This window comes from Sphaerisporangium sp. NPDC005288 (assembly GCF_040607475.1).
GTDB classification, from domain to species: Bacteria; Actinomycetota; Actinomycetes; order Streptosporangiales; family Streptosporangiaceae; genus Sphaerisporangium; species Sphaerisporangium rhizosphaerae.
In genome coordinates, this window is the sequence record NZ_JBEXGT010000002.1 from 103,961 (window position 1) to 116,171 (window position 12,211).

The window sequence follows — 12,211 nt, forward strand, 5'->3', positions numbered from 1 at the left end:
TCGACGAGACGATCAGGGACGCGCTGTGATCGACGTGGCCACCTTCGGCGAGACGATGGCGTCCCTGCGGGCGCGCGACCCGATCCGGCTCGGCGGCGCCATGCGGCTGTCGGTCGCCGGCGCCGAGTCCACCGTCGCGATCGGCCTGGCCCGGCTCGGCCACCGCGTCCGGTGGACCGGCCTGGTCGGCGAGGACGAGACCGGCGAACTGGTGCTGCGCACGCTGCGGGCCGAGGGCGTCGAGGTGTCCCACGCGCGCTCCGACCCCCGCGGGCCCACCGGGCTGATGCTGCTGGAGCGGCGCGTCGGGGAGTTGACCCGGGTGATCTACCACCGGGCCGGCTCGGCGGCCTCCTTCCTGCGGCCCGAGGACGTGCTGCCCGCGCTCGACCCGCCGCCCACGATCGTGCACGTCACCGGCATCACGCCCGCCCTCGGCCCCGGCCCGGCGGCGGCCGTGCGCGCGGCGGTGGAGTGCGGCGCGCGGGTCTGCCTGGACGTCAACCACCGCTCCCGCCTCTGGGGACGAGAGGAGGCGGCGCGGGCGCTCCGGCCGCTGGCCCCCCGGCTGTCGATCGCCGTCGCCTCGGAGGACGAGCTGGAACTGCTCGCCCCGCCGCAGGCGCTGACGGAGGCGGAACGGGTGGCGGCGCTGCTCGAGGCAGGCGTGGCGGAGGTCGTCGTCAAGCGGGGCGCCGAGGGCGCCAGCGCCTACACCGCGGCCGGGACGGCGCACCGGCCCGCCCGTCCGGTGCGGGTCGCCGACGTCGTGGGCGCCGGGGACGCGTTCGTCGCCGGCTACCTGTCGGCCGTGCTGGACGGCCTGGACCTGGCCGGCCGTCTGGACCGGGCCACGACCACCGCGGCCTTCGCCGTCGGCTCCCCGGGCGACTGGGAAGGACTCCCCGCGCGGGGAGAGCTGGACCTGCTCGCCGCCCCGCCCGGCGCCACCCTGAGGTGAGCGGGCCACCGCCGCGCCCGATGCCTGTGGCGTGCGGCGGCGGCGTGCGGCGGCGGTTACGCTGGCGGCCCCGGAGGGGTCACCGGGCGGTGGCCGAGAGCGCGAGGAGGACAGGTGACGGCTTCGGCAGGGCGGACGGCCATCGTGACAGGAGCGGCCCGCGGCATCGGGGCGGCGGTGGCGCGGCGGCTGGCGGCGGCGGGATCGCCGGTGGCGGTGGTCGACCTCGTGGAGTCGGACGCGCGCGGGACGGCCGAGCAGATCGAGAGCGCGGGCGGCCGGGCGATCGCCGTCGGCGCCGACGTCGCCGACGCCGGGCAGGCGGCCGAGGCCGTGCGCCGCGTGGCGGCCGAGCTCGGGCCGCCCGCGGTGCTGGTGAACAACGCGGGCGTCACCCGGGACAACCTGCTGTTCAAGATGACCGAGGAGGACTGGGACCAGGTCGTCGACGTGAGCCTGCGCGGGTCGTTCCTGATGAGCCGGGCGGCGCAGCGGCACATGGTCGAGGCCGGGTGGGGACGCATCGTCAACGTGTCGTCGACCTCCGCCCTGGGCAACCGCGGGCAGGCCAACTACGCCGCGGCCAAGGCCGGGCTGCAGGGGTTCACCAAGACGCTGGCCATCGAGCTCGGCCGGTTCGGCGTGACGGTCAACGCGGTCGCGCCCGGCTTCATCGTCACCGACATGACCCGGGCCACCGCCGCGCGGGTCGGTCAGTCGTTCGAGGAGTTCAGCGCGGCCCGGGTCGCGCAGATCCCGGTCGGCCGGGCGGGACGGCCCGAAGACGTCGCGGCGGTCGTCGCCTTCCTGGTGGGCGAGGACGCCGGATTCGTCAGCGGGCAGGTCGTCTACGTGGCGGGCGGCCCCCGCGGCTGATCCGCCGGACGATCCTGAGCGGCCGACCTGCCGGACGAGCCTGAGCGGCCGACCCGCCGGACGAGCCTGAACGGGTGGTCCGCCGGCCGGTCCCGCGCGGAGGGTCCCCGCGCGGCCGGTCCGTGCCCGTGCGCGGCGGGAGCGCCGCCCTCCGGGGAGGGCGGCGCTCCGTGTTACCGGGTGGGGGGGCTGCTACCCGGTGACCAGGGTGAGGCCATAGGCGGAGAGGACTTCGTTGACCGGCTGGAAGAACGTGGTGCCGCCGGAGCTGCAGTTTCCGGACCCGCCCGAGGTCATGCCCTGGGCCTGGCTGCCGGAGATGAAGGAGCCGCCGGAGTCACCGGGCTCGGCGCAGACGTTGGTGCGGGTGACCTCGCCGACCGTGCCCTGAGAGTAGGTGACGCTGGTGTTGCGCTGCAGGACGGTGCCGCAGTGCCAGCCGGTGGTGGAGCCGGACCGGCAGATGGAGGAGCCGACGCCGGCGACGCTGGAGCCGGTGACGGTCACGTTGCCGTATGCCACCTGCGAGGTGGGCGTCCAGTTGCTGTTCACCGCGATGTAGGAGTAGTCGCTGCCCGGGAACACCGAGCCCTGGAAGGTGCCCTGCGCGACCCGGTTGTAGCCGGCGGTGCTGTTGCCGGCCCGGCCGCAGTGGCCGGCGCTGACGAAGCCGGGCGTGCTGCCCTTGCGCACCGAGAAGCCGATCGAGCAGCGGGCCGAGCTGTTGATGTAGTAGGCCTCGCCGCCCCGCAGGTTGTAGAACGTCTGGGGCTGCTCGCTGGACTGCTCGACCCGCACCAGGGACGCGTCCACGCCGCTGGCGGCGATGAAGGCCTGGGCCTCGGCCGGCTGCGACGACTGGACGACCACGCTGTTGGTGGGCACGTCCACGAACCACACCGGGGTCGACTCGTGCGCCTGCGTGGCGGCGGTCCTGTCCAGGGCGGCCTTGGCCGCGTCGAGGGTCGCGAGGCTGTGCGCGACCAGCTTGCCCCGCACGCCGGTGCCCTGGATGCCGTTGAGCGCGGCGGCGTCGGTGGTGGCGACCGTCAGGGTCGAGGAGGTGGGCCCGCTGAGCCAGGAACCGGCGTAACCGGCGCCGAGCTTGTCGGTGTACGACTTCTCGACGCCCATGAACCGGGCCTCGTTGAGAAGGCGGGATTCGGCCTGCTCCTTGCTGATGCCGAGGTCGCGGGTCATCGCGTCGATCATCGCGGGGGCGGGCTTGGGGCTCGCGGCGGCCGGTGCGCGTTCGGCGACGGCCGGGGCTGCCATGAGGGTGAGGACACTGATTGCTAGAGCGCATCCGGCGGTGACCGTGCGTCTGCGGAGCATGGGCTCTCTCCTCGGTGTTTGGGGGGTGTCGTCACCGTAACTGCGCTCACGCCAGGCGCGGAGCTATCGTTTGGTCCCTATCGCCGCGTTATGGAAGCGCGCACGGATGACGGATCGTGCCGTATCGCCGCTCGGGGAGGCGTGGCCACGGGTCAGGGGATCATGCCGAACCTCGGGTTGGCGGCCAGCCAGTCGGTGTAGCGGTCGTTGCGCCGGACGGCCTCGGCGTGCGCGTCCCTGGCGTGGTCGGTGACCAGGGGGGCCGTGCGGGCGGCCAGGGAGTCGGAGTGCCATCCCAGCAGGTGCCTCCAGCGCAGCGGGGTCCCGGCGACGGGCATCATGACCAGCCCGGCGCTCAGCTCGAACGTCGCCTGGCACAGGGCCACGGCCTTGCCCGCCTTGACCAGGTGCAGGCAGGTGGAGACGTCGGTCTCGTACATGTGCCGGGGGACGAACCCGGCGCGGGCGCACGCCCCGGCGAAGCAGTCGGCGAAGCAGCCATCCCCCGGCGCGACGGCCCAGCCCTCGCCGGCGAGCCCGGACAGCTCCACCTCCTTGTCGCCGGCCAGCGGATGGTCTTCGGGTAAGAGGACGAACACCGGGTCGGTGCCGACGACGGCCCAGGTCATGGCCTCGGCGGCCGGTGGTGCCGACTCCCCGCAGGTGCCGATGAGGGCGAAGTCCAGCCGTCCGGCGCCGACCAGGGTGGTCAGCTCCCGCGCCGACCAGGACGTGCGGGTGCTGATGGGGGTGGAGGGATGGGCGCCGGTGAGGCGTTCGACCAGGCCGCCGAGGATCGGCCCGTGGGTGGCGCCGATGCGGAAGCCCGCGATGCCGGTGTAGGTGTTGGCGAAGCGCACCGCCTCTTCCTGCAGTTCCCGCACGGCGGGCAGCAGGACGCGGGCCCGGGTCAGGACGAGTTCGCCGAGGGGGGTCGGCCGGGCGCCGTTGCGGTCGCGTTCGAAGAGGGCGCCTCCGAGCGTGCGCTCGATCCGTTTGAGCTGCGCGGTGAGCGACGGCTGAGCCAGTCCTAGCTGGGTGGCCGCCTTGGTGACGCTCCCTGCCTCGGCGACCGCGCGCACGATCTTGAGGTGACGGAGCTCCAGATCCATACCGGGAACGTACGGCCGGGATGTTATGCCCGCAATGCCGATATGTCACCAAATCTGACTGCAATTTGTAGGATCATGCTGATCGCGCCGCTGAGCTGCGATGATGCTGGGCGAGGTCGCCGAAAAAAGGCGAGTCATCCTCGCCCTGCTCTGTCAAGAAGTGTGAACGGCGGCTCGGCGGCCGGTGCGGCGCGGAGGAACCGGGGCGGCGGCCGCCGGTCGCCCGTTCCGCCCCACCCCAGGTAGAACACGTTTCTATCAATTTGGCGGGCGAGTGAGTGACGGAAGACACACGCAGCACTACGATCGCGGACAACATACGCGCTATTGGACAAACGGTCCGAGTATCCGGCTGTCGGTTAACCCCGGAGGATTTTGATGCGACGCATCACTGGAGTCGTTCTCATCGCGATCGGGGCGTTCCTCATCACGCTGGCGCCGCTCATCCGCTTCTACGCGGCCGGGAAGCTGGTCGCGGCGCCCGCCGACTACTACGGGGTCTCCGAGCTGCGCGCCGACGACGCGCAGTACTTCAGCATCGCCAAGGTGAAGGTGCTCAACGCCAGCCTCGACATCACGGTGACCACGCGCGGCGACGTGGCCGAGGCCAAGGGCGACCGGGTGGTGTGGGACGAGTTCACCGCCGTCAACGACGTCACCAACGGGCAGCCGAACATCCAGATGGACCAGCGGCGCAGCGCCTTCAACAAGTACACGGGGGAGGGCGTCGACTGCTGCGGCGCCAACGTGGACAAGGAGCCGGTCCAGATGACCGGCCAGATCTACCTGTTCCCGTTCGGCACCGAGAAGAAGACCTACAAGGTCTTCAACTCCTCGGCCAAGCAATCCTTCGACGCCGCGTTCGTCGGCGAGGACACCGTCAACGGCCTGCAGGTGTACAAGTTCGAGCAGAAGGTCCCGCCGACCAAGATCGCCACGCTGACCGCGCCCGCCTCGGCGATCGGCATGGACCAGACCGGTGACGTGCAGGTCGACCGCTTCTACGACGGCGTCGTCACCTACTGGGTCGAGCCGGTCAGCGGGTCCCCGGTGAAGCAGGAGCAGCAGCGTCACGAGGTCCTCAAGACCAAGGACGGTGTGGAGCGCTCGGTCGCCCTGGTCGCCACGGCGAAGATGACCCCCGAGACCGTCGACAGGCTGGTCAAGGGCGCCATCGACGGCAAGGACCAGATCACCCTGCTCAAGACCACCGTGCCCCTGGTGATGCTGGTCGTCGGCCTGGTGGTCGTGGTCCTCGGCGTCGTCCTGCTGGTGGCGAGCCGCTCCCGCCGCCGGTCCGCAGGCGCGTAGCCCGCAGCGAACTGGCCACGCGCACACCGAGCGCGGCTCCAGCGGTGAGGTGCCCGCGTGCTCGCACCGAGCGTGGCTTCCACGATGAGGTGGCCGCGTGCTGGCACCGGGCGTGGCTTCGGTGGTGAGGTGGCCGCGTAAGCGCACCGGGCGCGGCTCTCCTCCCGTCATGTGCTGGAGGTGGTCGGCGCCGGGTCGGTGGGTCGTGGCGCGGCGATGGCGGCGCCGTTCACGGTGCCCGGCCGGTCGACGGTCGCGGACGGCTCCGCCTTCCCGGTCAATAGGCGTGGACGGCGCCGCCCGCCCGATCTTTCGGCAAGTCCGGGCGTGGTGAGCCAAGCGCGTGGAACATGTTCTCGTAGCGGGCCGACGCCGTGATCATCCGTGCGCCACGGGGCCCTCGCGTGCGATCACGACCTCTTGTTAGAACGCGTTGCAGTTTCCGCCGTGCCGGTCGTACATTCGAGCCATGCGGACACGTGTCACCGACATGTTCGGGATCGAGCTGCCGATCTTCGCCTTCAGCCACTGCCGGGACGTCGTCGCCGCGGTCAGCCGCGCCGGCGGCATGGGTGTGCTCGGGGCCCTCTACTTCACCCCGGAAGAGCTCGAGATGGAGCTCAAGTGGATCGACGACCACGTCGACGGCAAGCCGTACGGCGTGGACGTGGTCATGCCCGCCTCCTACGCCGGAGCCGACCTCGGCGTCGACTCGCCGGAGGACCTGGTGGCCAGGCTGCAGGGGATGATCCCCGACGGCCACCGGGCGTTCGTCGAGAACCTGCTCGCCCAGCACGGCGTCCCGCCGCTCTCCGGCGACGCCGAGGCCGGACGGGTGCTGCTCGGCTGGACCGACGCCACCGCCCGGCCCCAGGTCGAGACGGCGCTCAAGCACCCGATCGCGTTGCTGGCCAACGCGCTCGGCCCGCCGCCCAAGGACGTCGTGGACCTCGCCCACGCCAAGGGCGTCAAGGTCGCCGCGCTCGCCTCGACCCCGCGCCACGCGATCAAGCAGGTCGAGGTCGGCGTGGACGTCGTGGTCGCCCAGGGCACCGAGGCCGGCGGGCACACCGGCGAGATCTCCACGATGGTGCTGATCCCGCAGGTCGTCGACGCCGTGGACGTTCCCGTCCTGGCCGCGGGCGGCATCGGGTCGGGCCGCCAGATGGCCGCGGGCATCGCGCTCGGCGCCGAGGGCGTCTGGACCGGATCGCTGTGGCTGACCGTCGAGGAGGCCGACACCCCCGAACTGGCCCGGCAGAAGATCCTCGCGGCCACCTCGCGCGACACCGTGCGGTCCCGCTCCTGGACGGGCAAGCCCGCGCGGCTGCTCAAGAACGAGTGGACCGACGCCTGGGAGTCGGCGGAGTCGCCGGGAACGCTGCCGATGCCGCTGCAGTTCATGCTGATCTCCGGCGCCCTGCGCCGCATCGGCAATTCCGACGCAGGCGAGCTGGCCACCTTCCCCGCCGGGCAGATCATCGGCGCGATGAACCAGGTGAAGTCCGCCAAGGACGTGGTGTTCGACCTCGTCGAGGAGTACGTCGAGGCCGTCGAACGCCTGGGACGCCTCACCGGCGACTGACCCGGGTCGAGCGCCGAGGCCCCTCGCGGGCGACCGGCCCGGGCCGCACCCCTCCGGGCCGCACCCCTCCGGGCCGCACCTCTCCGCGCAGAACCTCTCCGCGCCCGCATCCTTCCGCGCCCCCATCCCCGTGCGCGCCGTTCCACCCGGCCCGGCCTCCCGGGCGGGTGGCGGCCGTGCGGTTTACTGGGCGGAAGGCGAGCGGAGGGGTGGAAGCGGATGCCGGAGGCGATGGACGCGCCCGAGATCATGGGCAACGTCCCCGGGGCGTACGCCCTGGGCGTGTTCCGCGAGCGGCACCCCATCCTGGTGCGGCAGGTCAGGGAGGCGCTGCCCTACACTCCCGACCGGCTGCGCGCCCTCGACGCGCTGCTCGACGAGGTCGTCCGCGACGTCATGGAGCCGCTCGACGACCCCGACGGCCCCGACGGCACGGCCCACGACCACGCCGCCTGGGCCGCGTGGGGGCGCGGCAAGATCGGCCGGCGCTGGGTGGACGTGCCGTTCCTGTGGGCCGAGAGCTACTTCTACCGCAAGCTGCTGGAGGCCACCGGCTACTTCGGGGACGGCCCGTGGCGCGGCGTCGACCCCTTCGGCCCGGCCAAGCAGGCCGAGCTGCACAGCACGGCGGTCGACGACGAGCTGGCCGCGCTCGACCACGCCGCCACGCTGCCCGAGCACGAGCGGGCCGCCGGGGTGCTGCTGGGGTCGCTGTGGGGCAACCGCGCCGACCTGTCGCACGCGATCACCGCGACGGGCGGGCCCGGGCCGGTGGGCGAGCTGGTCGTGGACGACGGCGCGCTGCTGTGGTCGCTGCTGCGCGACCGGGCGCCGGGCAAGGTCTGCGTGCTCGCCGACAACGCCGGGCGCGAGCTGCTGCCCGACCTGGTGCTGATCGACCACCTGCTCGACCGGGGGCTCGCCGCCGAGGTGGTCCTGCACGTCAAGCCGCAGCCGTACTTCGTCTCCGACGCCACGCCGGCCGACGTGGCGGCGTCCCTGCGGCGGCTGGCCGGCGCCCCCGGGCAGGCGGGCAAGACCGGCGAAAGACTCTGGCGGGCGATGGGCGCGGGACGCCTCGCGCTGCGCGCCCACCCCTTCTCCTGCGCGCCGCTGCCCTACAGCGACATGCCGGACGACCTGCGCGAGGAGTTCGCCTCGGCCGCTCTCACCATCACCAAGGGCGACCTCAACTACCGCAGGCTGGTCGGCGACCGGTTCTGGCCGTCGGCCACCCCCTTCGCGGCCGTCACCTCCTACTTCCCCGGGCCGGTCGTCGCGCTGCGCACCCTGAAGTCCGACGTGCTCGTCGGCGTGGACGAGGCGGTGTCGGCCGCCCTGGACGCCTCCGGGCGCTCGTGGCGCACCTCGGGCACCCACGCGACCATCCAGGGCCGCCCCTGACGTCGCCGGCGCTCCCGGCGGCCCCTGGCCCGCGGGTACGGCCGCCGCCGTCGGGGCCGGTCATCGGGGCCGGTGGCTATTCGCCGCGGTAGACGGCGGGGCGTTTGTCGCGGAAGGCGCGTGAGCCTTCCTTGGCGTCCTGGGAGCCGATGACCGGCCAGCCGATGGCGTCGGAGACCTTCAGGGCCTCCGGCTCGGGCATGCCGAGCGTGTCGCGGTAGGCGCGCAGGATGGCCTGCACGGCGAGCGGGCCGCAGGCGGCGACCTGGTCGGCGATCTCCCGCGCGGCCGTCAGCGCCTGGCCGTCCGGGACGACCCGGTTGACCAGGCCCATCGTCAGCGCCTCCTGGGCGGTGACGGGCCTGCCGGTCAGCAGGATGTCCATGGCGAAGGCGTAGGGGATCTGCCGCGGCAGCCGGACGGCGCTGCCGCCCATGGGGAACAGCGCCCGCCTGGCCTCGAACAGGCCCAGCGTGGCCGACTCGCCCACCACGCGCAGGTCGGTGCCGACGAGCAGTTCGGTGCCGCCCGCGACGGCGTACCCCTCGACCGCGCAGACGATCGGCTTGGCGGGCAGCGCGTCGCCGTCGCGCAGCAGGCCCTTCCAGTGCACGTCGGGGATCTCCTGGGCGCGCCGGGCCACCCGCTCGTCGGCGGGCGGCGCGCCCATCGCCTTGAGGTCGGCGCCGGCGCAGAAGGTGCCGTTCGCGCCGGTCAGGATGCCCACCCGGACCTCCGGCTCGGCGGAGATGTAGGCCCACGCGTCGGCGAGCCCGACCAGCATGTCGGTGGACAGGGCGTTCCTGGCCTCCGGGCGGTCCATCGTGACGATGACGACGTGGCCGTCCCGCTCGACCCGGCAGTGCTGGGTGCTGATGGGCAGGAGCTCCATGGAGGACACCTTCCTGGGCTGAGCGGTCCTATCAAGCGCTTGTTCGACGCGGCCGTCCGGGGTTAGTCTGCCGCTGCGAACTAGAACAGATTCTTGTTCGTGAACCTGCCGTAACGCCAGGGTTGTCGGGAAACCGAGAACGTGCTTCACTTCGGCGCATCCGGGAAGGTACGGCGCAACCGGACAAGGGAGTTCCCATGGGCTCGCTAGGCTTCTGGAGGCTCGCGCAGGCCGATCCCGGCTGGATCGCCGCCGTGGACCCCGACGGCACGCCACACCCCGCCGGCGAGCTGCTCGCCCGCGCGAACCGGTTGGTCCACGCCCTTCGCGGCCTCGGGCTGCGGGCCGGGGACGGCGTGTGCGGCCTGGTGCCCAACGGCGCCGACGGCCTCACGCTCTACCTGGCCGCGCTCCAGGCGGGCTGGTACTACACGCCGATCAACTGGCACCTGACCGGGCCCGAGATCGCCTACATCGTCGCCGACAGCGAGGCCAAGGCGCTGTTCGTCCACGAGCGCTACGCCAAGGAGGGGTCCCGGGGCGCCGAGGCCATCGACGCCGGCCGCCGGTTCTCCTTCGGGCGCATCGACGGCTTCCGCACGGTGGACGACCTCACCGCCGGGTACCCGGACGCGCCGCCGCCGGACCGCACCGCGGGCGCGACCATGCACTACACCTCCGGGACGACCGGCAGGCCCAAGGGCGTCCGCCGTCCGCTCAGCGGCCTGGACCCCGACGACGGCGCCGAGCTGATGACGTTCCTGCTCTCGCTGTTCGGCATCACGCCCGGCCCGCCGAACGCGCACCTGGTGACCTCGCCGAACTACCACACCGCGGTCACGCAGTTCGGCGGCACGGCCCTGCACATGGGGCACACGCTCGTCTACATGGACAAGTGGGACGCCGAGGAGATGCTGCGGCTGTGCGAGAAGCACCGCGTCACCAACTCGCACATGGTGCCGACCCACTTCAAGCGGCTGCTCGCCCTGCCCGACGAGGTCAGGAACCGCTACGACCTGTCCTCGCTGAAGTGGATGATCCACGCGGCCGCGCCCTGTCCCGTCCCGGTCAAATGGGCCATGCTCGACTGGTGGGGCGACTGCGTCTACGAGTACTACGCGGCCACCGAGGGCGGCGGCACCATCGCCACCCCCGAGGCGTGGAAGAAGCATCCCGGCACGGTCGGCTCGGCCTGGCCGATCAGCGAACTGCTCATCGTGGACGACGACCTGCGCCCGGTCCCCACCGGCACCCCGGGCACCGTCTACATGAAGATGGCCGGGGTCCGCTTCGAGTACAAGGGCGACCCTGACAAGACCGAGGCGGGCCGCCTGCGCGACCACTTCACCGTGGGGGACATCGGCTACCTGGACGAAGAGGGTTTCCTGTACCTCTGCGACCGCAAGGCCGACGTCATCATCTCGGCCGGCGCCAACATCTACCCGGCGGAGATCGAGAACGAGATGATGGTCCATCCCAAGGTCGCCGACGTGGCCGTCTTCGGCATCCCCGACGACGAGTGGGGCGAGCAGATCAAGGCCGTCGTCGAGCCGGCGGCGGGCGTCGCGCCGGGGCCCGAGCTGGCCGAGGAGATCCTGCGCTCGCTGGAGGGCCGGCTGGCCCGCATGAAGTGGCCGCGCACCATCGACTTCATCGCCGAGATGCCGCGCGAGCCGAACGGCAAGCTCCTCAAACGCAAGCTCCGCGACCCGTACTGGGAGGGCCGAGACCGTGCCATCTGAAGGGCCCCTCCCCGGGAAGCCCGAGACCGCGACGCCCGGGACCGCGCATCCCGGGGGCCTGCCGCCCCTGCAGAGCCCGGTGGCACCGCCGGTGCCGCTGGTCGCCGAGCACGTGCTGGAGTTCCCCGGCGGGTACACCCGCACCACCGGCCCGGTGATCGGCCGCTTTCTCACCGAGCTGCGCGACGGGCGCATCGTCGGCGTGCGCACCGCCGACGGCCGCGTCCTGGTGCCGCCGCTGGAGTACGACCCGGCGACCGGCGAAGCGGTGACCGAGGAGTACGTCCAGGTCGGCCCGGCGGGCACCGTCCAGAGCTGGGCCTGGGTGGGCACGCCCCGCAAGGGGCACCCCCTCGACCGGCCGTTCGCCTGGGCCCTGGTCAAGCTGGACGGCGCGGACACCGCGCTGGTGCACGCCGTCGACGCCGGCACGGCCAAGGCCATGCGCCCCGGGCTGCGCGTACGGCCCCGGTTCCGGCCGGATGGCGAGCGCGCCGGCCACATCACCGACATCGCCTGCTTCGTGCCCGAGGTCACCACGATCACCGCGCACGTCCGCAGCGAGTACCGCGTGCAGCCCGGCCGCTCGCTGACCCGCTTCCTCGAGGGCGTGCGGGACGGGATCTTCATCGCCGGGCGCTGCGCCCGCTGCGACAAGGTCTACGTGCCCTACCGCACCTCCTGCCCCGAGTGCGGCTCGACCATCGCCGAGGAGGTCGTGCTGCCCGGCACCGGCACCGTCACCACCTTCGCCATCAACAACCTGCCCGACCCCCGCGCCCCGCAGGTGCCGTTCGTGTCGGCCTACATCCTGCTCGACGGCGCCGACGTCCCCATGATCGCGCTGATGGGCGACGTCCCTGCCCACGAGGTGCGGCAGGGCATGCGGGTGAAGGCCGTCTGGGTGCCCCCCGAGGAGCGCACCATGTCGATGAGCAACATCAGGTGGTTCGCCCCCACGGGCGAGCCGGACGTCCGGCTGTGAGGGGAAGG

10 protein-coding genes are annotated in these 12,211 nt (G+C 72.6%); 7 read left to right on the top strand and 3 right to left on the bottom strand.

What is annotated here, in order from left to right; all coding sequences use genetic code 11:
• Positions 1–25: 25 nt before the first annotated feature.
• The gene (locus tag ABZU32_RS02410; RefSeq protein ID WP_354916051.1) at positions 26–961 is read left to right on the top strand and encodes a sugar kinase; all 936 of its coding nucleotides are present in this window, start codon (positions 26–28) and stop codon (positions 959–961) included.
• A gap of 114 nt (positions 962–1,075) precedes the next feature.
• The gene (gene fabG / locus ABZU32_RS02415) at positions 1,076–1,837 is read left to right on the top strand and encodes a 3-oxoacyl-ACP reductase FabG (protein ID WP_354916054.1); all 762 of its coding nucleotides are present in this window, start codon (positions 1,076–1,078) and stop codon (positions 1,835–1,837) included.
• A 192-nt stretch (positions 1,838–2,029) separates the two neighbouring features.
• Here fabG and ABZU32_RS02420 read toward each other — a convergent pair whose 3' ends face one another.
• Complete coding sequence (locus tag ABZU32_RS02420; protein WP_354836747.1) at positions 2,030–3,172, bottom strand: S1 family peptidase; 1,143 nt, start codon at positions 3,170–3,172, stop codon at positions 2,030–2,032.
• Positions 3,173–3,324: 152 nt separating this feature from the next.
• A complete protein-coding gene (locus ABZU32_RS02425) occupies positions 3,325–4,284 on the bottom strand; it encodes a LysR family transcriptional regulator (protein WP_354836745.1) in 960 nt (319 codons plus the stop codon).
• 378 nt (positions 4,285–4,662) lie between these two features.
• On the opposite strand from ABZU32_RS02425, the gene ABZU32_RS02430 reads away from it, so the two are divergent.
• The 3 genes from ABZU32_RS02430 (at position 4,663) to ABZU32_RS02440 (ending at position 8,584) form a co-directional block, all read left to right on the top strand.
• Positions 4,663–5,595, top strand: coding sequence for a DUF3068 domain-containing protein (locus tag ABZU32_RS02430; protein WP_354916056.1), 933 nt, complete (start codon positions 4,663–4,665; stop codon positions 5,593–5,595).
• 469 nt (positions 5,596–6,064) lie between these two features.
• Positions 6,065–7,180, top strand: a complete 1,116-nt coding sequence (locus ABZU32_RS02435; protein ID WP_354916059.1) for a nitronate monooxygenase family protein — start codon at positions 6,065–6,067, stop codon at positions 7,178–7,180.
• A gap of 219 nt (positions 7,181–7,399) precedes the next feature.
• A complete protein-coding gene (locus ABZU32_RS02440) occupies positions 7,400–8,584 on the top strand; it encodes a damage-control phosphatase ARMT1 family protein (protein ID WP_354916062.1) in 1,185 nt (394 codons plus the stop codon).
• Between the two features lie 76 nt (positions 8,585–8,660).
• Here the strand turns inward: ABZU32_RS02440 and ABZU32_RS02445 are convergent, their stop codons facing one another.
• Complete coding sequence (locus ABZU32_RS02445; protein WP_354836731.1) at positions 8,661–9,476, bottom strand: crotonase/enoyl-CoA hydratase family protein; 816 nt, start codon at positions 9,474–9,476, stop codon at positions 8,661–8,663.
• Positions 9,477–9,673: 197 nt separating this feature from the next.
• Between ABZU32_RS02445 and ABZU32_RS02450 the strand changes: the two genes are divergently transcribed.
• A complete protein-coding gene (locus ABZU32_RS02450; RefSeq protein ID WP_354916065.1) occupies positions 9,674–11,218 on the top strand; it encodes an acyl-CoA synthetase in 1,545 nt (514 codons plus the stop codon).
• A 97-nt stretch (positions 11,219–11,315) separates the two neighbouring features.
• The gene (locus ABZU32_RS02455; protein ID WP_354916629.1) at positions 11,316–12,203 is read left to right on the top strand and encodes an OB-fold domain-containing protein; all 888 of its coding nucleotides are present in this window, start codon (positions 11,316–11,318) and stop codon (positions 12,201–12,203) included.
• The last annotated feature ends 8 nt before the right edge of the window (positions 12,204–12,211 follow it).